This window comes from Anabaena sp. 54 (assembly GCF_017355725.1).
GTDB lineage: Bacteria > Cyanobacteriota > Cyanobacteriia > Cyanobacteriales > Nostocaceae > Dolichospermum > Dolichospermum heterosporum.
In genome coordinates, this window is sequence record NZ_JAAVWA010000033.1 from 1 (window position 1) to 21,336 (window position 21,336).

General features: G+C 38.9%; 17 protein-coding genes, 1 other RNA gene and 1 pseudogene. 6 read left to right on the plus strand and 13 right to left on the minus strand.

Annotation, left to right across the window (positions count from 1 at the left end):
* A partial coding sequence (locus HEQ36_RS21630) for a hypothetical protein (protein WP_290708425.1) occupies positions 1 to 775 on the plus strand: 775 nt, incomplete at its 5' end.
* Positions 776 to 1,361: 586 nt separating this feature from the next.
* On the opposite strand, the gene purF is transcribed toward HEQ36_RS21630, so the two are convergent.
* Positions 1,362 to 2,852, minus strand: a complete 1,491-nt coding sequence (purF, locus tag HEQ36_RS21635) for an amidophosphoribosyltransferase (protein ID WP_168635460.1) — start codon at positions 2,850 to 2,852, stop codon at positions 1,362 to 1,364.
* Positions 2,853 to 3,066: 214 nt separating this feature from the next.
* Positions 3,067 to 6,897, minus strand: a complete 3,831-nt coding sequence (gene purL, locus HEQ36_RS21640; protein WP_168635461.1) for a phosphoribosylformylglycinamidine synthase subunit PurL — start codon at positions 6,895 to 6,897, stop codon at positions 3,067 to 3,069.
* 735 nt (positions 6,898 to 7,632) lie between these two features.
* Here purL and ssrA point away from each other — a divergent pair.
* Positions 7,633 to 8,024: a transfer-messenger RNA gene (gene ssrA, locus HEQ36_RS21645) on the plus strand.
* A 128-nt stretch (positions 8,025 to 8,152) separates the two neighbouring features.
* Here the strand turns inward: ssrA and psb29 are convergent.
* Positions 8,153 to 8,824 (minus strand): photosystem II biogenesis protein Psp29, encoded by a 672-nt coding sequence (gene psb29, locus HEQ36_RS21650; RefSeq protein WP_168635462.1) that lies wholly within the window; start codon positions 8,822 to 8,824, stop codon positions 8,153 to 8,155.
* 111 nt (positions 8,825 to 8,935) lie between these two features.
* Positions 8,936 to 9,307 carry an STAS domain-containing protein gene (locus HEQ36_RS21655; RefSeq protein WP_168635463.1) on the minus strand — a complete coding sequence of 124 codons (372 nt, stop codon included), beginning with the start codon at positions 9,305 to 9,307 and terminating at the stop codon, positions 8,936 to 8,938.
* A gap of 109 nt (positions 9,308 to 9,416) precedes the next feature.
* Between HEQ36_RS21655 and HEQ36_RS21660 the strand changes: the two genes are divergently transcribed.
* Positions 9,417 to 9,590, plus strand: coding sequence for an alpha/beta hydrolase (locus HEQ36_RS21660; protein ID WP_168634707.1), 174 nt, complete (start codon positions 9,417 to 9,419; stop codon positions 9,588 to 9,590).
* On the opposite strand, the gene hemF is transcribed toward HEQ36_RS21660, so the two are convergent.
* The 4 genes from hemF to HEQ36_RS21680 form a co-directional block, all read right to left on the minus strand.
* Positions 9,581 to 10,627 (minus strand): oxygen-dependent coproporphyrinogen oxidase, encoded by a 1,047-nt coding sequence (gene hemF / locus HEQ36_RS21665; protein ID WP_168635464.1) that lies wholly within the window; start codon positions 10,625 to 10,627, stop codon positions 9,581 to 9,583. The genes HEQ36_RS21660 and hemF overlap by 10 nt on opposite strands.
* Positions 10,628 to 11,221: 594 nt before the next feature.
* Positions 11,222 to 11,677, minus strand: a complete 456-nt coding sequence (locus tag HEQ36_RS21670) for a ferredoxin (RefSeq protein WP_168635465.1) — start codon at positions 11,675 to 11,677, stop codon at positions 11,222 to 11,224.
* Positions 11,677 to 12,063 carry a DUF1257 domain-containing protein gene (locus tag HEQ36_RS21675; RefSeq protein ID WP_027400746.1) on the minus strand — a complete coding sequence of 129 codons (387 nt, stop codon included), beginning with the start codon at positions 12,061 to 12,063 and terminating at the stop codon, positions 11,677 to 11,679. The genes HEQ36_RS21670 and HEQ36_RS21675 overlap by 1 nt, the downstream gene beginning before the upstream one ends.
* A 39-nt stretch (positions 12,064 to 12,102) precedes the next feature.
* The gene (locus tag HEQ36_RS21680; protein WP_053539079.1) at positions 12,103 to 12,312 is read right to left on the minus strand and encodes a DUF2997 domain-containing protein; all 210 of its coding nucleotides are present in this window, start codon (positions 12,310 to 12,312) and stop codon (positions 12,103 to 12,105) included.
* An 808-nt stretch (positions 12,313 to 13,120) separates the two neighbouring features.
* Between HEQ36_RS21680 and HEQ36_RS21685 the strand changes: the two genes are divergently transcribed.
* Together HEQ36_RS21685 and HEQ36_RS21690 are read left to right on the plus strand one after the other, a co-directional pair.
* Complete coding sequence (locus HEQ36_RS21685; RefSeq protein WP_168635466.1) at positions 13,121 to 13,978, plus strand: peptidoglycan recognition family protein; 858 nt, start codon at positions 13,121 to 13,123, stop codon at positions 13,976 to 13,978.
* 105 nt (positions 13,979 to 14,083) lie between these two features.
* Entirely contained in the window at positions 14,084 to 14,962 is an 879-nt protein-coding gene (locus HEQ36_RS21690) for an Rpn family recombination-promoting nuclease/putative transposase (protein ID WP_015080216.1), read from the plus strand.
* A 135-nt stretch (positions 14,963 to 15,097) separates the two neighbouring features.
* Here the strand turns inward: HEQ36_RS21690 and HEQ36_RS26095 are convergent.
* From HEQ36_RS26095 to ribBA, 3 genes and pseudogenes are all read right to left on the minus strand, one after another.
* Positions 15,098 to 15,781: pseudogene (locus tag HEQ36_RS26095) on the minus strand (RloB family protein).
* A complete protein-coding gene (locus HEQ36_RS21705; protein WP_168635467.1) occupies positions 15,708 to 17,051 on the minus strand; it encodes an ATP/GTP-binding protein in 1,344 nt (447 codons plus the stop codon). Before HEQ36_RS21705 ends, HEQ36_RS26095 begins: the two are co-directional and overlap by 74 nt.
* 197 nt (positions 17,052 to 17,248) lie before the next feature.
* Positions 17,249 to 18,922, minus strand: coding sequence for a bifunctional 3,4-dihydroxy-2-butanone-4-phosphate synthase/GTP cyclohydrolase II (gene ribBA, locus HEQ36_RS21710; RefSeq protein WP_168635468.1), 1,674 nt, complete (start codon positions 18,920 to 18,922; stop codon positions 17,249 to 17,251).
* 299 nt (positions 18,923 to 19,221) lie between these two features.
* Between ribBA and HEQ36_RS21715 the strand changes: the two genes are divergently transcribed.
* The gene (locus HEQ36_RS21715; RefSeq protein WP_053539074.1) at positions 19,222 to 20,073 is read left to right on the plus strand and encodes a site-specific DNA-methyltransferase; all 852 of its coding nucleotides are present in this window, start codon (positions 19,222 to 19,224) and stop codon (positions 20,071 to 20,073) included.
* Between the two features lie 21 nt (positions 20,074 to 20,094).
* Here HEQ36_RS21715 and HEQ36_RS21720 read toward each other — a convergent pair whose 3' ends face one another.
* Complete coding sequence (locus HEQ36_RS21720) at positions 20,095 to 20,925, minus strand: ScaI family restriction endonuclease (protein ID WP_168635469.1); 831 nt, start codon at positions 20,923 to 20,925, stop codon at positions 20,095 to 20,097.
* On the minus strand, positions 20,926 to 21,147 hold the full coding sequence (locus HEQ36_RS21725) for a helix-turn-helix domain-containing protein (RefSeq protein ID WP_015080221.1): 222 nt from the start codon (positions 21,145 to 21,147) through the stop codon (positions 20,926 to 20,928).
* Positions 21,148 to 21,336 lie beyond the last annotated feature (189 nt).

Genomic DNA, 21,336 nt, shown 5'->3' on the forward strand with positions numbered 1-21,336 from the left:
CCATCCTGTACATCCTTTAATCCTAGTTATCCTGATTCAGACAAATACAACTTTCATCACCAACAAACTATCTAAAAATTACCATCCTGTACATCCTTTAATCCTAGTTATCCTGATTCAGACAAATACAACTTTCATCACCAACAAACTATCTAAAAGTTACCATCCTGTACATCCTTTAATCCTAGTTATCCTGATTCAGACAAATACAACTTTCATCACCAACAAACTATCTAAAAATTACCATCCTGTACATCCTTTAATCCTGGTTATCCTGATTCAGACAAATACAACTTTCATCACCAACAAACCATGTAAAAATTACCATCCTGTACATCCTTTAATCCTGGTTATCCTGATTCAGACAAATACAACTTTCATCACCAACAAACTATCTAAAAGTTACCATCCTGTACATCCTTTAATCCTAGTTATCCTGATTCAGACAAATACAACTTTCATCACCAACAAACCATCTAAAAATTACTATCCTGTACATCCTTTAATCCTGGTTATCCTGATTCAGACAAATACAAATTTCATCACCAACAAACCATGTAAAAATTACTATCCTGTACATCCTTTAATCCTGGTTATCCTGATTCAGACAAATACAAATTTCATCACCAACAAACCATGTAAAAATTACCATCCTGTACATCCTTTAATCCTGGTTATCCTGATTAGGATGATGATTTTGAGATATTTTAGCCAATGTTCTTCCTTCCTTGCGAAAACCTTCCACATATTTAGGATAATTAGCGGCATTAGATAGTTACCTCAGCTTCAGCAACAAAAGCTTCTAAAATCGGTGATTCATCTTCTAAAACTTCCTGACCAAATACTTCTATATGACATCGAATTGCTGATTTTATGCTAAAGCTTCTTCGTAACTATCACCTTCACCAACTATAACTCCTTGAATACCCAGAGGATAAGCAATATAGCCATCAAAGTGCTTTTCTACAATAATTTTAATTTGCTTCATCAGACCTCACGGTAAGTGGAAAACGGGCGTGTCTTTAGACCTGAGAGGGACTGCGCCCTCCATTGTATTTCATTAGAGCGAGAATTACTGTAATAGAAATTTATAGTTATTATAAGGGAAATGCCGAAAACCCCATCTCATTCCCAGTCAGAGACTGGGAATGAATTCTAGAAGGCTCTGTCTTCAATAATATTAGAGGCAGAGCCTCATCAACTGCATTCCTAGTCAGAGACTAGAAACGAGATGTGGTAGGGATTTGAGCTTAAGTTGACACCAATGAAGCTCTTGCTTTACCCCTACACCTGTAGCAAATAATTGGTAATTGATAATTATCAATTACCAATTTAATTACTTCTTGGATATTCCCAATTTTCTAAACTAGGGCTTTTTCCAAAATCAATTTAGAACGCTTCATTTTTTCAGGAATAGCCACAGGATAATCACCAGTAAAACAAGCCGAACAAAAACTATTAGTATCTTCTCTGGTTGTTTCTAGCATTCCTTCCCAACTCAAATAAGCTAAACTGTCAACTTGTAATTGCTTGGCTATTTCTTCGACTGACTTCGTAGCAGCAATTAATTGATCTTGGGTATCAGTATCAATACCATAGAAACAAGGATGAGTTACAGGAGGAGAAGAAATTCTCATGTGGACTTCGGCTACACCAGCATCACGCAAGGCTTGAACGAGTTTGCGGCTAGTAGTTCCCCGGACAATGGAATCATCAATAATTACAACTCGCTTACCGAATAAGACATCTTTAAGGGGATTAAGTTTCATTTTAATCCCTGATTCTCGCATGGCTTGGGTAGGTTGAATAAAGGTGCGACCAACGTAGCGATTTTTAATCAATCCTTCACCGTAAGCTATACCAGAGGCTTGGGAAAAGCCAATGGCGGCAGGGATACCAGAATCAGGGACACCGAAGACCAAATCAGCTTCTACGGGGGCTTCTGCCGCCATTTTCCGTCCTAACCGCATTCGATAACTGTATAGGGTTTCGTTGTGCATGAGGCTATCAGGACGGGCAAAGTAGATCATTTCAAAGATACAAAGTTTGCGTTCTGATTGTTGATGCCATTGAAATGATTCTAAGCCTGTTTCCGTGATCCAAACCAATTCTCCAGGGGCAACATCACGCAGATATTCTGCACCGATAATATCTAAACCGCAAGTTTCGGAAGCGAGAACGTAACGGACAGGATCACTATCTAATGTGCCAATTACCAAGGGACGAATCCCGTTAGGATCACGGACTCCCATCACACCTACGGGTGTAGCAACAGTCAGGCTAAATGCTCCCTCGCACCGATGAAAGGCACTGGTAGCTCCTGTTACCCAATCTGCACCAGCGTTGACTTCTTGAGCGATCGCATAAGCAATCATTTCTGAGTCGGTTGTCGTTATTAAGTTAAACTTATCTTTGAGTAACTCTTCTCTCAATTTTACGGTATTGACTAAATTACCATTATGTGCAAGTGCTAATAAACCCAACCGAGTTTCTACTACAGCAGGTTGGGCGTTAACTTTGCGACTAGAACCGGTAGTGGAATAGCGATTATGACCAACTGCCAGATTTCCGGGTAATTGATCTAAGATGGTTTCATTAAAGACTTGAGACACCAAACCCATATCTTTGTGCTGGTGGACACGCGTACCCTCAAAGGTAGCAATCCCAGCAGATTCTTGACCCCGATGCTGAAGAGCATACAATCCAAAGTAGGTCAATTTAGCAACGTCTTGTTCTGGGGCATAAATGCCAAACACACCACAAGCTTCTTCTGGCTTGTCAGGGCGCTCTTCATGACTATTGATTGGGTTGTTAGCAATTTGGGGGTACTCATCCGAATTCATGGGAATCATGCTGGTATTGCTCCTGGTGGGGATGTTGTTCAAAAATCAAAAATCAAAAGTCAAAAGTCAAAAGTAAAGAAATCCTATCTGTCACCTTGCTTGAGGGAGAGTTAAAAACTTCTTAACAAATCTTTAACCATCCACTAAAACAGTACCGTAAATTGGTCAAGGATAGAGGATGAATTGTAAATTTTCATGTTTAAACCTTGATTTTTGCTGTTGCTTAGGTATTGGTGTAGATGGCGAGACGTTTGGAAATTGACAAAGAATAGCGATCGCTCATATCTTCGAGACTAACCTGGAGTAACTTCTGGTGATCTGTGGTTAAAATCTCTAAATTGCCGGAATTAGATACTGTTCCTAGCTTTTGCCAATTCTCTGGCAGATTTTTCTGTAAATAGGATTCCCATGCTTCTTGGTTTTCTTGACTCACAGAAACTAAAATCCTCGCCCCACCTTCACCAAATAGCACTTCATCAAAACGGGAATCGTGATTTGTAGAAATTGGGAAATTAATTTCCGCCCCCAAATTTCCCGACAGACAAGATTCCGCGATCGCTACAGCTAAACCACCTTCAGCCGAATCATGGGCAGAATTTACCCAACCAGCGCGAATACCATCACGACAAGCCTTTTGCACCAGCCGTTCTAAATCAAAATCAATTCTAGGCGGCTTACCAGCGATCGTATGATGAATAGTTGCCAAATATTCAGAAGCACCCAATTCCATTTTAGATTTTGGATTTTGGATTTTGGATTGAATTGATAAACCCAGAAGATAAATTATATCATCTGCATTTTGCCAACCTTGTCCGCAAATTTTCGTTAAATCAGGAATCAAGCCCACCATACCCACAACCGGAGTCGGGTAAATTGGTTGGGGATTACCTTCCGCGTCGAAAGTTTCATTGTAGAGAGAAACATTCCCCCCAGTTACCGGCGTTCCCAACTCACGACAACCTTCACTCAAACCCCGACAAGCGGATGCTAATTGCCAATAACCAATGGGTTTTTCTGGACTACCAAAATTGAGGTTATCCGTCACAGCAATGGGTTCAGCACCCACACAACTAAGATTCCGGGCAGCTTCCGCCACTACTGCCTTCGCCCCTTCATAAGGATCAAGATAGACATAACGAGAATTACAATCTACCGTAGCCGCAACACCGGATTTTAGATTTTGGATTTTGGATTTTGGATTTTGCGGTGTTTCTAAGGGACGGATACGAATCACAGCCGCATCAGCGCCACCGGGTAACAATACGGTATTATTCTGAACTTGATGGTCATATTGGCGATAAACCCAGCTTTTAGAAGCAATGGAAGGAGTATCTAGCAAAGTCAATAAAATCTGATTCCAAGTTTCCAGACTTCCCGCAATTTCAATTCCCGCAGCATTGCAAACAGGTAAATCATCACTTGTCCATTGCCATGCTTTTTGTGCATATTCTGGGGGTTCTGTCAATAATTCTCTTTCATACAAAGGCGTATTTTCCGCCAAAGCATCAGCCGGAATTTCCGCCGCAATTTTCCCCTCAAACCAAATTCTGACAATGGGTTCTTCTATTACTGTCCCCGCAACCACCGCTTGTAGTCCCCAACGGTGGAAAATATCAATTAATTCCTGTTCTCGTCCTTTTTCGGCAACAAACAACATTCGTTCTTGAGATTCCGAAAGCAGGTATTCATAAGGAATCATTCCCGATTCCCGCACCGGAATTTTATCTAAATCGAAGTCAATCCCCACACCACCTTTTGCAGCCATTTCCGAAGTGGAACAGGTGATACCCGCAGCGCCCATATCCTGTGCTGCCACTACAGCCCCAGTTTTAAATGCCTCTAAACAAGCTTCAATTAAGGACTTTTCGACAAATGGATCTCCCACTTGCACAGCGGGACGGTTATCCATTGATTCATCAGTTAATTCCGCACTGGCAAAACTCGCGCCGCCCATGCCATCCCGTCCGGTGGTTGAACCTACATACAGCACAGGATTTCCGAAGCCAGAAGCCCCTGATTTGACAATTTCCGCCGTTTCCATCAATCCCAGTGCCATGACGTTGACCAGGGGATTGACCGAGTAGGCGGGGTCAAAATAGACTTCACCACCAACGGTGGGAACCCCGACGCAGTTATGAGTAACAATCCCAGATGAAGTTACAAAAAGATGGGTGTGATCTACTTCCACATCGTAAACATTACATTCATCAACGGCTTGACATTCGATACTTTTAATTTTGACAACAGCCACATCTGCCGCAGACTGAGTAAAGCGGGGAAATGAATATTTACTGCCATTGTAACGATTCAGGGCAACTGCTAATTCTGCATTGCGCTGTTGACTAAAGACAGTTGCTAATTCTTTTAATCCCGCAAAATTACTAACTTCCAATTGCCATAATGGTTTGTGAATGTGCTTACGTCCCTCTATTTCTCCTTCCCCCGCTGGTCTTTGATAAATATAGGGCATGACTCCTTGACTTTGCAGCAGGATAACTGTTTGTTCAAACAATTGATGGCTGGTTGTCCCAAAACTGATTTTGGCATGATTACCATTAGTTTTTGTAGTCATTGAACCGTCACCACGCAGTAAGCCTTTCAGGGCTTCACGCTGCAAATTTTGTGACCATTGAAAAATACAAGCGGGAAAAGCCTTATTACTGGCTTGAGTTCCACATTGCCATACATTTTTGAGGAAATGCCCTAATAACCACGAAGTTGCATAAACAGCGATAGTAGAAGCGCGTTTTTCCACACAGGGGCGTAATCCTAATTGCTTCAATCCAGCAATTACATCTTCAACATACTCTGTTTCATGGTGGGCAAAGGTGAAAATAATTTTGTATGTGTTGCCATTTTGGGAAACGCAACCTTCAGACAAGAAATAGCCAATTAATCGGGCAAATAATTCATTTGGCTGAATAACTGCTGGCATATAGTTAGCTTTGCCACGTCGGAATAGACTAATATCACTGCGGGAAACGTTAAGCAGCAGTTCTAGGGCTAAAAAGTGAGAAAGTGGGAGTCTACCAGTGCTTAAATAGTGATGACGATTAGTAGCTGAAGGTTCAATTAACCGCAATGCAGTCCGCACAACTTCCGTGACTTGCCAATTTTCCGGTAGTTGTACATAAACATCTTTACCACTAGCATCTTCTGGGTTTAAACCAGCAATTAAGTCTAGGGGTGCGTTTTGGTTTTCTCCTGGTTCTAATTCCGGTAAAGCGGTGATAATGGGAATTTGATCACCCACTTTTAAAGATTGTGCTGGGGATACATCCCATTGACCTTCTGCACAAATTACCATGGGATGGTCTGGGGTAACTATCAGCTTACGCCCCAAAGCGGTGCGGATAGTCATGAGATTTTGGGTACAACGTTTGAAAATACGGCGGACACGCTGCCAACTTACAGTATGCTGATCTGGGTCTAAGGACAGGGTTGTAACTGCATTAGCATCGTCTATCTCTAAAGTGTGGACATTAGCAGGTAAGCGCGATTCTACAAAATTACCAATCGTATCAAAATGCACACCTTCTTGATCTTTCCAGATAAATGTTTCGCCACCGACCAAACAGTTACCATAATGGGAGATTCCCGCAACTACACCCGTAAATAATCTTTGGGTTTTGGGATCATTCAAATCCCCAAACCGCAAAGAATTTAATAAGGCTATGGGACGCGCCCCCATTGTAAAGATATCTCTTAATATCCCACCAACTCCGGTGGCTGCACCTTGGAAGGGTTCAACGGCGGAAGGGTGGTTATGGGATTCTATTTTAAACGCTAATTGTAGTCCGTCGCCAATATCCACAACTCCGGCATTTTCACCTGGTCCAACGAGGATGCGTGGTCCGGTGGTGGGAAACTGTTTGAGTAAAGGGCGAGAATTTTTATAACAGCAGTGTTCTGACCACATTACCCCAAACATACCGAGTTCGGCTTTGTTGGGATGACGACCTAAGCGACGGATGATTTCTGTATATTCTTCTGGTTTTATGCCTTCTGAGGCTATTTCTTGCGGAGAAAAGGGATTTTCACCAAATATGGTCATGGAAGTTATGCACCAAGGGGACAGATGAATATTCTATCTGAGATTCCCGACTTCTTTTTTTTTATAAGGAAGAACGCCGAAAACCCTTGAAAATGTGGGTGACTCAGGAAGCCACATTTGGGCTTTAGACAAGGGATGAAGGCTAGTACCGCAAGGCGGAAGTCAAAAGTCAAAAGTCAAAAGTCAAAATGAAGACAGTATAGGCTTTTGGAGGATTTAGAATGGTTGGTTTATTTACGCCGTTTTGTACTAGAGGCAGGATAAATCCTGCATTGATTTTAATCCATATTCGTGATACAACTATATTGTCACTAAAGACATAAAAAGCTACCGAGGGACTCTCGGAAAGTTACGCTTGTCAGATATGATTTCGCCCGCCAGGGCCAACGAAATCAGGGCAAGAACCCAAATATTTAAGGCAGTGCCTGAAACTGGGATAACTGAGGGATATAGACTGAAACTCTCTATAGAATCTCCGCGTCTTTAGACCGGAGAGTGTCAAGCTACGCTAAGTAATTGGACAAGAATATTGACAGTCATTGCGATCGCAGGGAAGCAATCACAACCCTGGCAATTGCTTCATTTCACTTCGTTCCATATGGCTAACGCCAGGCAACGATTACGCAATAACATTGTATAATTAATTCTGTCTCACTACTTATCAGCAAATCTTAACTATACTTTTTATTTGTCAAATTACAAAATTGTCTACTATAATAAAAGTGTGAAGTACATGGGGCTTTAACGGTTTCGACAGGTTGGCGAAAGCTACTCTGTGATTCAGGTCGAGAGCGAGTCATCTCTCGGAAATCAAAGACTCAAAAAAAAAGTAAATGCGAACAATATCGTAAAATTTGCTCGTCGGGAAGCTCTAGTAGCTGCCTAAGAAACCTCTTTTAGGTTCGAGCGTCTTTAATTTGACTCCGTTAAGGATTAAAGACCTAACCCCCAACGGATGCTCCAACAAGCGTTCTCTGGTTGGCTTGAAGGCTAAGATTAAATCAGAGCATCCTACGTTCGGGATAATGAGCGATTCCCGCCTTGAGGGTCAGAAAGGCTAAACCTGTGAACGAGTGGAGGGTTAATACCCAATTTGGACATGGGTTCGACTCCCATAAGCTCCATTTTCAATTTTCAATAATTATTTAGCCCGCTAAAAACTTTGATGTTAGGCGGGCTTTTTGCTATCTGGGGGATTTCTTGACACGGTTATCCCGTTCCCAATTTATTTATTGGTACGGGATGGTGCTGATAGTTAGGCTGACTTTAAAGCATCCCGCTTTTTGCGATCTGCTGTCAAAATATCTGCCATGACTATGAGTGCTTGCGCCATTTTTTCCAGGTTGGAACTGTATAGTTCTAAATCTTTGATGAGTTTATCTTCAGAGATATTTAACCCGTTAGCGATCGCTTTGAGTGCTTCACTCTTTTGTTTATCATCTTTGATCAGTTCAGGATCTGACTGTACCAATAATGCAAATAAACCAACACCAAATAAGCGACTGTATTTAAAGTTGGAATTGGTAGCAACCGCTTCTAATTGCTGCTGCAAGTCCCCATCTTGATCTAGGGAATTTGCCCGACTCAAACCAGCAATCAAATCCTTAACTGGTAAACTGACAGCTAAAGCTTGCAATCTGGAAGCATCTTGTCGGTAACCCTGGGGATCTTGTTCCACAGCTTGACAAATTGCTCGGAAAATTGATTCTTTATCCTGTTCTGGTTGGTAGCCGTCCATGAAGCTGTCAAAAGTGGTGACAACGCCCAAGGCATAAATGGCATTGTAGCTAAAATCAACATTGACTGATAGCAGGTGCATTTCTACCATCAACTCTTCCACTACCCGGCGGTAAATAGTGTTAATTGGCCTGGTATGAAGGGTGTAAAAGGTTCTTTTTGTATCAGATACTGTACGGACGTTATTCACAAAGAAAATTTTAGTAAAGACGTATTCCTCTTCTCTAGTATGAACTAATCAGACCTAATTCGTGAAAGTCATTCAATTTTAGATTTTGGATTTTGGATTTTCTGATAAATCCTATTGACTCGCCAAAATCCGGGGTGGAGTCTTTAAAACCTGTTCTTCGGTATCAAAAATTTCAAATACTGTATCCATCATTGTAACTTCAAACACAAGTTTAGCTTCCGAATGAAGATTACAAATCCGAAAACTGCCACTAATTCTATCAGCTTCACGCATCCCGGCTAATAAAGAGGTCAACCCGGAACTATCAATAAAATTTACTTGTCCTAGATTGACAACAACATGAGGACTGTGTTTAGAAATACATTCCTGTAGCTTGAGACGAAATTGCCAAGCAGTGGCAATATCTAAACGACCAGCAGGTGTCAATACCATTATGGTATGACCGTCTTCAGTCGTACAGGTTTTTTGATCTATATTAATCACTGAACCGATACTTTTTTACTAATATTTGCTAATCCAAACACTCGCAATGAGAGGAAGTATCAACTCATGTCCAGAAGATGACATCTAGTTGTTAGTGTAACTTACTGTCATGGTATTTAACAAAAATAACTGGAAATTGGGAACTGGGGACTGGGGATTGGGGATTGACAAACATATTCTGTTTTTTACTTCCTTACCATTACCCATTACCCATTACCCATTACCCATTACCCATTACCCATTACCCATTACCCATTACCCATTACCCATTGCTTATTCCTGACTTGGTTTCCAGTTTATCCAATCTTGAGGTTTTAGGAAAGTCTCATACAACTGGGCTTCAGGAGTATTAGGTTCTGGTTTGTAGCCATATTCCCAACGAACTAAAGGTGGTAGAGACATGAGAATTGATTCTGTGCGACCGTTGGTTTGGAGTCCAAAAATTGTTCCCCGGTCATAAACCAAGTTGAATTCTACATATCTACCACGACGGTATAATTGGAAATTGCGTTGGCGATCGCCATATTCCATCCCGTGCCGGCGTTCCGCAATTGGCACATAAGCAGGTAAAAATGCCCCAGCACAGTCTTGAACTAAAGCAAATATATCTTCCCAACTCCGCGAGGGTAATTCACCTACCTGATTGCTATAAATCGCTGCTTCCCCATTGGGATCTGGACCGCGATAGATAGAACCTTGACCATCTTGGTAATCCAAAAATAACCCACCAATTCCCCGTGTTTCATCTCGATGTTTCAGATAAAAATATTCATCACACCAGCGCTTAAACACAGGATAATATTCGGGATGGTGTTGATCACAAGCTTTTTTAAAGGTGCCGTGGAAATGTTGTGCATCTTCAGCAAAAGGGTAATAAGGTGTTAAGTCTGCACCGCCACCAAACCACCAAACTGGACCTGCTTCAAAATAGCGGTAATTTAAATGGACTGTAGGTACATAAGGATTGCGTGGATGCAATACTAAGGAAGTCCCCGTTGCATAAAAGCCATGTCCTGTAGCTTCTGGCCGTTGGGCTAAAATCGAAGGAGGTAAATGAGAACCCCAAACTTCAGAGAAATTTACACCTGCTTGTTCAAAAATTGCTCCGTCACGCAGTACACGCGATCGCCCCCCACCCCCTTCTGGACGCTGCCAACTATCTTCTTGAAACTTCCCCAGACCATCTAATTTCTCTAAACCTTGGGTAATTTCATCCTGCAAATTTTGCATAAACTGGCTGACTCTAGCCTGAGCATTAACTCCAGGGAGAAGATCAGATGATTCTTTTGTGATAGTGGGGGTTTGCGAGTTGGTTAACATAGATTCCCGAACCTAAAATTACAATTTCCAAAACAATTACAAATTTTTGTTGTCAAAACTTGTCAGCAGCGAGAGTCACAAATCCGGCTTAATTTGCCAAATACAGTCTTTTATTATACGCCAAAACACAACCGTTCAAAACGCCTTCAAATCTCCATTGGCACGGATTTTATTCCAATTCACACATATCACACCTGAAGACCCTTTTTCACAGTTACAGAAATAATCTTATTATTCATTCTACAAATTTTCTCTTCCCCACAAGCTCCTTGAATGAAAACTTAACGGTCTTTACCTGTTCACGTTTCAACATTAAAGAACATTTTTAATTTGACTATAATATGATTAATTAAGATTTAACAAGGTTAACTAAAATAAAGAGCAAAGTTAATTAAATAGGGTTTGCTGATAGCGTAGCGTTAGCCATACTCCTGAATGGGCGCAGGCCCTGCGCCCCTACCTCCTGATAGCGCAGCGTGGCGTTAGCCATAATTACCGATTGTGACACCGGGGGGTGCGGAATGTGGGATATAAAATAAAAGCACTGGTAAAACCAGCGCTTAACTGCATAATCAATACAAATTGTCAAGTTATTTAAGGATTGGATTTTTTTAACTTTTGTTTTTTCCGGCGTTTTTCTGTAATGGCTACACCATGTTCTACTGGATAACCAACTACAGGAATTACCTGATATTTTCTGTCTTCTTCTAAATTTTTAAGTTCTGTGTAATCAACCCAGTGAATACAATCAACAGGACAGGTATCTATGGCTTCTTGAACTACCTCTTCTATGTCTCCATCTTGACGGATGACGCGCGATCGCCCATAATCTTCTTCAATAAAAAAAGTATTTCGGGCAACATGGGCGCAATGCTTACAACCGATACAGGTAATTTCATCCACATAAACGCCTTTTTGCCGCACCAATCCACCTAATTCCGGTTCTAAACCAGAACGTTCAGGGACATCTCGGAGAAAATTCCCTAATTCTGGTTCTAAGCCGGAACGATTATATTCCTCTGCTTGTGGCGACGGCTGCAAATTAGACATTACGCACTCCAGCGTTGTACTACTAGGCGAATAGAACCATCTTCCTGTTGCTGTTGTTCTGCCACTTGGAAGCCAACTTTAGTGGTTTCTTTGACTATTGTTTGATAAGCATAACGTTGAGTTACTTGACGGACAAACCCGTCCACAGATAGATTTTGTTGCCAATATTGTAAATCTGCAACTAATTCGTATTCTTGACCATTCCATCTGAAACCGATGTCATAGCCGTTTTGCTGTTCAATAGTTACTTCGGCTGCATGAGTTTGACCACGATAACCACGCACCTCACAAGGTCCAGGTTTCCAGTCTATTCCCAAATCGGAAAGGGCATCTTTCAAGGATTCTAGATTACGGATTTGTGTTTTAATTTGGCTAAAGTGTGACATAGTGGTTTGTAATCAATGAACATTAACTAGTTGGAAAACTTACCATTCGCTGTGGGCGGTTTGTGTATTCGCCACACTATTTTGCTGCGGGTTAGTGGCGAAAAACTCTGAGGTTGGTTCATTACTCAACACTCGTCCTAGCTGGGCTTCTATGGCTGCTGTCACCTCAGCACAAGATGCACCGATAATACCGGTGACTTTTTCTTGTACTCGACCATCTGGATAAATGATGAATTCTAATGTTTCCATGCTTTGAAAGCCAACCTAGATAATAGATTTGAACCTAGCTGCCTGATTTCAGACTAGCTCAAAATTTAGGGATAGGAATTTAGATACAAATTTGCCACCTATCTCATAATTTCCCATACTTAAGGACATATATTTCATCGTTTTTACAAAATTTATTATTTTCACTAGTATTTACCTTCGTTAATTATAAGTTTCTCTTAACCTGATCAATTAGTCAATATGAGGACTGCCAAAGATCAGAAATAATCAAGAACCTGATTAAATCAATCTTGTGGACAACATCTCTAGTCAAAAACAGGCTGAGATTTTTCTCAGCTTCATTGGAAAATCTTATCATTATCATTAGTTAGGGTTTGCTGAATAAGTCTTCTCGTGAAGGGAGGTGACAGGTGACAGTTGACAGGTGACAGTTGACAGGTGACAGTTTCAGCTATCTGTCATCCCCAAACTTTTAAGTTTATTAGAGGTAAAATACTCCGTTTTGGTACTACCCCCTCAAAAACCTTGCACCTATTTTCCTTTTTATCAACCTCAAACCTTTGATTCATTTACGGTTTACGTTTTTTCAGCAAGCCCTAGTTAGCCAATTCAGGCACTTTGTACTTGTCAGCAGGTATAATTGTTACTAGTAGTTCGTCAAATTTATTTTGACGGGTAATGATCGAAAAAAAACCTCTGTTCTTCCCTCCCCCACCTCCCCTACCCCCCCTACCCCCCCTACCTCCCCCACCTCCCCTACCCCCCTGCTTGCCTTCACCCATGAATATTGACAATCAGCACACTATATTACCGATTTTCTATAAAAAATATGAAATTTAGAGCTTGGGCAACTAGAGTCATCCTGATTTTTTTGATGTTAGCTACCCTGATTCTGGCTGTATTTATTGGGGGTGCAAGACAAAAACACAATCAAACAATTGCATCCACTTCAGAGGTGACAACGTGGAATCAGTATTCACCAGGGCAATTACAATCAGCAGTAACTAAGCCAGAAAATAAGCAAAAATTAAGACCATCTCCCACAAAGATGAATAAAATTAATCCTCTATATATAACTACTAGGGATTTTGCTAATTATAGACCTAAGTTTGCCCAGGTTAAGGTTGATCCTAGCAATTATGGCGATCGCTATACAGCAGATATTAATGGTGTCCCGTTTAATAATCAAGCCATTATTGTCCTTCATGAAACTACTAATTCTACTTCTAGTGCCATTAATTTTTTTCAAACACGCCATGATGATGAAAGTGTTCAAGCCAGTTATCATGCCATCATTACTTTAGAGGGAAAAGTTATTTATTTAGTTCCTCCAGAAAAACGCGCTTTTGGTGCTGGTAATTCAGTTTTTAAAGGTGCTAATGGTGTGGAAACTGTGCAAACTAATCCTAATTTACCCCCATCTGTCAATAATTTTGCCTATCATGTATCCCTAGAAACCCCTCCAGATGCTTGGGGTAAAAGTAATATAGAATCACATTCAGGATATACAGAGGCTCAATATAATTCTTTAGCTTGGTTAATTGCTCAAAGTCAAGTTCCTGATGAGAGAATTACTACTCATCGTGCTGTAGATGTGGGGAATGGGAAGGTTGATCCTTTGAGTTTTGATGGTGAAAAGTTTATCAATAAATTGCATTCTTTTCGGCAATTACAAACTTTCAATTAGTTAGCAAAACAAAATTCTGAACATTTAATTTAGTTAAAACTTATGCAGAATCTCAAATAATGTGATTAAATTTAGAGGATATTTAACAAATAGATAGAATGCTTCATGCGTCGAGACTCCATTTTCTATAAACTATTTCAACAGTCTCCAACTTTGCTATTTGAACTGTTGACAAATCCACCCATAAATGCAGATGCTTACCGATTTGATTCGGTAGCTGTCAAAGAACCCAAGTTTGAAATAGATGGAGTATTTCTCCCCCCAGAAAATGAAGGTGCTGGGATTGTGTATTTCTGTGAGGTGCAGTTTCAAAAAGATGAACAACTTTATGAAAGAGTATTTGCAGAATCTTCACTATATTTCTATCGCAACCGCGTTAGATTTAGTGACTGGCAAGCAGTTATAATATATCCATCTCGCAATACCGAACAAAGGGACATTTACCCTCATAGAACCTTACTAAAAGGTGAACAAGTACATAGAGTGTATTTGAATGAATTGGGGGATATTCGTCAATTACCTCTATGGGTAGCATTGATGGTATTGACTACGGTGGAGGAAGAACAAGCGCCAGCAGCAGCACGGGATTTGTTAATAAGAACCCGTGAAGAAGATCCTCAACCATCAAGTCGCGCCATAATAGAGATGATCACGACTATCATGGTGTACAAGTTTGAAAAACTTAGCCGAATGGAGGTAGAGTCTATGCTAGGAATAACACTCAAGGAAACTAGAGTTTACCAAGAAATTAAGGAAGAAGGACGAGAGGAAGGACGAGAGGAAGGACGAGAGGAAGGACGAGAGGAAGCAACTGTTAATGTGATTATTCGACTGTTGACTAAGCGGTTTGGAAAAATCTCTGAGGAAATGCGTTCCTCAATTTCTAGTTTACCTTTGCCGGTTCTCGAAGATTTGAGCGAAGCATTGTTAGATTTTACCAGCTTTGCTGATATCCAAACTTGGTTAAAAGGGCGGGTAAATTAAATTATTTGGGCTGAATATTCGCGTAAGTTGCTAGTTAAGAAAAAAGGGAATAGGTGAAAACTAAAAACTTACCTATTTCCCAAATTACATTTTTTCGCCAGTTAAGAAGCGTTAATACTGCTAATAAATAATTGGTCATTCAAAGTTTTTTTGTTTTTGCAATTTATCAATTAGAATATGTACTCTTGTTGATGGTTTGGTACATCCATCTTCGTTGGGATGATTATTTTCTAGTTTAATAGCATGAATAATTGCTTTTTCTTGATTGGGTTTAAGTTTTTCATATAGTAATCTATCACTTTTATTATAAGTTTCTCCTTTTTGGAGAATACCCTCTTTTCTCATTTCTGATTCTAGCTTTGGACGTAATTCTTTGTAACTACTAAAGGGACTGGTAGTATAACAACAATGGAGTAAAAACCAAAATTCAAAACAGGGTATTGATGTTATAGATTCAACATTATATTTTTTTGCTGTGCTGAGAGCTTGTTTATATTTATCCGGTTTATTATCATCATCAAATATACAAAATACTTAATCATATTGTTTTTGTTGAGATAGATCATAAGCTGTAGTTACAATCTCCAGAGGATCTCCACCATAAGCGGGAACTATTTTAACTTCAGTTGTTGATAATTTAAGTTCACGTTTTAGAGACTCAAAGTAATTATATTCTGTTTGTTCACCCTCAACTACAATTAAAAAGTATCCTCTAGGATTTTTATTCTCCGAACTTCGTTTTAAATTATTTGTCGATTTTCCCTTTCTCATCTTTTTCACTCCCTCCCTTGAACCCATTAATAAAAGGAATAGCACCATAACGACCTAGTAGATAACCTTTTTGTAAAGATTCATGTTCACGAGGTCGAAAGTCAAACAATGAATATAGTTTAGTCATGCTGTTATCTTTTTCAGTAAACCATATCTGGTCAGGTCTGAATATTTCACCATCTAATAATGTAGTATCATGAGTTGTAAATATTAATTGAGCATTGTTTTTATTAATTTCTGGATTATTAAACATTCTTATTAATGCTTTAGAAAGAACTGGGTGTAAACTTCTATCTAATTCATCTATTATTAATACTTCTCCACATTCTAATACGAATAATAAATATCCTGCTATATTAAATAAACGTTCTGTTCCCGCAGATTCATCACTCATTTCTAATTCTATTTTACTATTAGAATCATTCATTTTATGTATAGTTATAACTTTTTTAAAGTCTTTTTCTAATAAATTATTAGCATTCTTTCTCCCTTCAAATTCTTTGCTAAAAAGATTTTGAACCACCAATTTTATATTATCATCCATTGGTTCACTTTCAAACCTTATATCTGAAATACCAATATCAGCTTCACTCAACAAATTAACAATCTGTTCACGAAAATTATTATCTTCTTCACACATTTTAATGGTAAAATCAAATTCTCTAAGCTGACCTTCCGTTAAAGAAATCATATTTATTTCATCTTGAAAAAAATCAAATACCTCTTTTAACTGAGGATGATTATTTTGTGCAGCATGAGATATAAATAAAGAATTAGAACGGACAAATCTTTGAATACGCTTTTTTTCCCCTTTTAATCCTTTACAAAAAGACCATTTATATCCTTCATCTGGTTGAAACTTTGGATCATCTGGCAGATATTCACGAGAAAACCAGTTTTGTTGAACTTCATTTGGATAAGCAATTAACCACTCTTCAAATACTCGTTCTCGATTTAATGAAACTCCATATTCATAACGAATATCATCAAGAATAAAAATCACTTCAAAACTACTAGGCTTTTTTGCTGATTCACTATTTAATCTAAATGGTTCAACAGGTAATTTATCCCCAATTTGCATTCTACTAGCTGAGTTAATGACAAGATTTTTCAGCACTTGTATAGCTTTGAGTAAATTACTTTTACCAGAAGCATTTGGACCATAAATAGCAGCACTTGTAACTAAGCGTAAATCATCATTATCAGGTACAGAAAAAGTATTACTATCTAGCATGGTTTCATTATCAGCAGCTACCATACTCAATGTTTGCTTTTCTTGGATTGAACGATAATTTTCTACACTAAATTCTACAAGCATGACTTTCTTCTTAGTTTGTTATCTGTATATGACCCACAAATTATTATAAATGGTAAAAATTATACTTGTTTTACTTGCTAATGTCTAGTTGATAGCAATTTTTATTTGTGGGGTTATTCAAGCATACATAAATAATCAACAAATAGCTCTAGTTATAAAACTAAAGCTATGATTAATCTATGGAAATTCAGCAAACCCTACTTACTAAAACTGTAAATGTGCTGTGTTTGAAAAATACCTTTTAAAGAAGAAGGTAGTACACCATCAGCGAAAGTTTGCCTATCTAACTGTACTTGCAAATTACTCAAAGGATCGCTACCTGTCGCAATCAGAAATTCCATTTTCTGAATATAGGGTAAAGTTGCAATTTCATCTAAAATCTGGCAGATTGCTTGCAGGTAAGGATGACCTTTTTGTTGATACCAATTGGATTCAGCAATATTAGCTTGGTCAAAACCCAAATGTACAGTTAAAGAGGGTTGATCAAATAAAGCGATTCCCAATGGACGGGCTTCTTCCTGTAACAATAAATGTTGATTTTTGGATAAATACCGTATTTTCTCTAGTCGTTCATAGCGTCCGGTGACGGATTCTGGTTCATCTTGCCAATGTATCGCTACTGTAACTAGATAAGTTTGTAACAGCATATGTCCCAATTTCTTAGCTTTAGTAGCTAGGTAATAGGAATTAAAATCATTAGACTCAATTAAGAGGGGAACACGATCTACGACTTCTAAGCCATAACCTTTGACACCAGCAATTTTTCGGGGATTATTGGTAATGAGACGGATTTTTTTGATGCCCAAATCCATGAGAATTTGCGCCCCCATGCCATAATCACGCAAATCAGCGGGAAACCCTAACCGTTCATTGGCTTCGACGGTATCTAAGCCCATATCTTGTAAAGAATAGGCTTTTAGCTTGTTAACTAAGCCTATGCCCCGTCCTTCTTGACGCAGGTAAACAACGACACCTTGACCTGCATCCTCAATCATTTTTAATGCGGCTTGCAATTGCATCCGACAGTCGCAACGCAAAGATCCTAAAGCATCTCCTGTTAAACATTCCGAGTGCATTCGCACCATTACGGCTTCATCTCGGAAATTTGCTGGATCTCCCTTGACAATGGCAACGTGTTCTGTGTTGTCCAGGGTGTGACGGTAGCCGTAAATATCAAATTGACCGAACTGGCTGGGGAGTTTGGTAATGATTTCTCTGTATATTAGGCGATCGTTTTGGAGACGATAACTGATTAAATCGGCAATGCTAATAATTTTGAGGTGATGATTTTTGGCATATTCGACTAACTGATTTAATCGCGCCATTGAACCATCGGGGTTTTGAATTTCACAAATTACCCCGGCTGGATACAGTCCCGCCAATCGGGATAGGTCTACAGCGGCTTCTGTATGTCCTGCCCGTTTGAGTACGCCTCCCGGTCTAGCCCGCAGGGGAAAAATATGACCTGGACGGCGTAATTCTTCCGGTTTGGTGCCTGGGTTGAGGGCGACTTGGATCGTGCGGGCGCGGTCTTCGGCGGAAATGCCGGTACTAACGCCTAAATGGGGTCCGGCATCAATACTAACTGTAAAGGCGGTTTGGTTAGTATCCGTGAGTGTGCTGACCATTAATGGTAAGTCTAGTTCATCGAGGCGATCGCCTGTCATTGCCAAACAAATCAGTCCTCTGGCTTCTACAGCCATGAAGTTGATCATATCCGGGGTGGCAAATTGGGCGGCGCAAATTAAATCACCTTCATTTTCTCGATTTTCGTCATCTACGACAACAATGACACGACCGGCTTTGAGATCGGCCAAAGCGGCATCAATAGAATCAAATTTAAAGGTTTGGGTAATATTAGGCTGTGACACAGAAAATTTCCAGCTATTAACGTAAAGTTTTTTAACAATTTCTTATTTTAGATTGTAGCTTGTTTATCGGAATTAGAGCTTTTGTGAGATAACTAAGTAGGTTAGCATTGAAAATCGTCGTTATGACAAGGCAAGAGGCAAGAGGCAAGAGGCAAGGGTGAAGAGGGTTTGGGCGATTTTACTTTTCGTTACATATTTCGGTTTTTTTCCGTTCACCTACTTAAACTGTTACTTGCTAATAAAGTAGTTCATATATACTATCAGCAGTTTAGAGTACCATATACACAGATTATTAAGCTATGAATTTGACTGATATAAGTAAATTACTAGGTAAACCCTACTTTCAAGCGTCTAATTGTCTCATTTACAATTTAGATTGTTTAGAGGCGATGACAATTTTACCAGATGAATCAATTAATTTAACTGTCACCAGTCCACCGTATAACATTGGTAAAGAATATGAAAATTTATTGCCATTAGACGATTATATAAATTGGTGTGAACAATGGATAAAAGAAGTTTATCGTCTGACTTTATGTGATGGAGCTTTTTGGCTAAATTTAGGTTATTTATCTATTAAAAATCGTGCTAAAGCAATTCCTATTTCATATTTGCTTTGGGATAAAATTCCTTTTTATTTAATTCAGGAAATTGTTTGGAATTATGGTGCTGGAGTCGCAGGAAGTAAGTTCTTTTCACCTAGAAATGAGAAATTTTTGTGGTATGTGAAAAATTCAGAAGCTTATACTTTTAATCTTGACGATATTCGTGATCCTAATGTTAAATATCCCAATCAAAAAAAGAATGGTAAAATCAGGGTTAATCCTTTAGGTAAAAATCCCACTGATGTTTGGGAATTTCCGAAAGTAACTTCTGGACAAAACCGATCTTCAAAAGAAAGAACACCACACCCAGCACAGTTTCCCTCTGCTGTCATTCAAAGAATAATTCAAGCATCTTCAAATCAAAATCAAATTATCCTAGATCCATTTTTGGGTTCAGGTACTACTGCTATGGTAGCTTTAGATTTAAATCGGCTAGTAATTGGTTTTGAAATTCGTCAAGATTACTGTGATATTGCTGCTAATAGAATTGAAACTTTTTTGAAAGAACAAAGTTGTCAAGTAGAACAAATGTCTTTATTTCTATAAAATAAAAGTAATTTTATATTTTTAAGTTAACCACCACCAAACACCATTTATTATGTTTTTGCCCAGTGCAAATTTTTCAATCCCTGAATTCAATTTAAGTATATTGTGATATTTTTCCTGCACTTTGGCTTTTTTAACAGTTTGATTATTACCTTGATAATCACTTAATTCCTGAATAATTTTTATTCCTTCCTTATTCATCTCATTCGCAATTACATCACCAACTTTACATAATAAATTAACAGGAGAATCTAAAATATATTCTCCTGATATTGTAAAAAGTTTATGCTCATAGACTTTTTGATCTAAACCAGATGCCTGACCTGTTGCTGATTTTTGTGCATTCCAGTCTTCATGATCTATCCAACCGAATCTTAATAATGTTAAACTTTGCTGGTAGAAATTAGCTGTAATATAATAACCAGACTTTTCTTTTTTAGCAAGCTCCTCATTATTTTCATCTTTTGCTTTTTGACCATAGCTGCGATTTCCAAAAATTTTTGTGCCAAGCTGACCAGAAGTTTTTATCTCTATTGAATATCTTGTATCCTTTAGATAAACAATATCTTTTTCATCTTTACATTGTGTTCCTCTCCATTCTTCTGGATAACGCTTTTGCAATTCTTTGGCAAATAGTTTTTCAAAAAAATAACCCACCATAATAGCTGGTGGATCAATTTCTGCCAGGCTCAAATATGTGTCTTCCTCTCCTATTTTTGTTTGCCATAAAAGCTGCCAACTCTTTAAAGCAACCTCTCTAATAACATTTGGCTTGAGAGGATGTTCTTCTATCAGTTCTTTTGTTTTATCTGCCCATTTTTCAACTGGAATACTGGCATAAGGAAATACCATTTAATCTAAACCTTTTAATAATTCACTGGGTGATATTCCCAGAGCCTGAGCAATACGGATAATATTTAACAAAGCAATATTTCTTTCACCACGTTCAACACCACCGATATAGTTGCGATGTAGTCCTGACAGTTCTGCTAACTGTTCTTGAGAAAGATTTTGCGCTTTTCTGATTGTGCGAATATATTCGCCAAATTTTTGAAGTTGAGAATTTTCTGTCACATAGCAAACATAATCTTTAGTGGTACTGATTTTCTACACACTATAAGTGTGATTATTTTTTAAAGATATTTGTGATTATAGGTACGCTAAAAGATCCGCTTTGCTATACAATGCTGCGAAAGTTCAATCAAAAGTCATTAGTAATTAGTTAGTAGCTTGACTGCTGATGATTGATAATAGATAACTAAA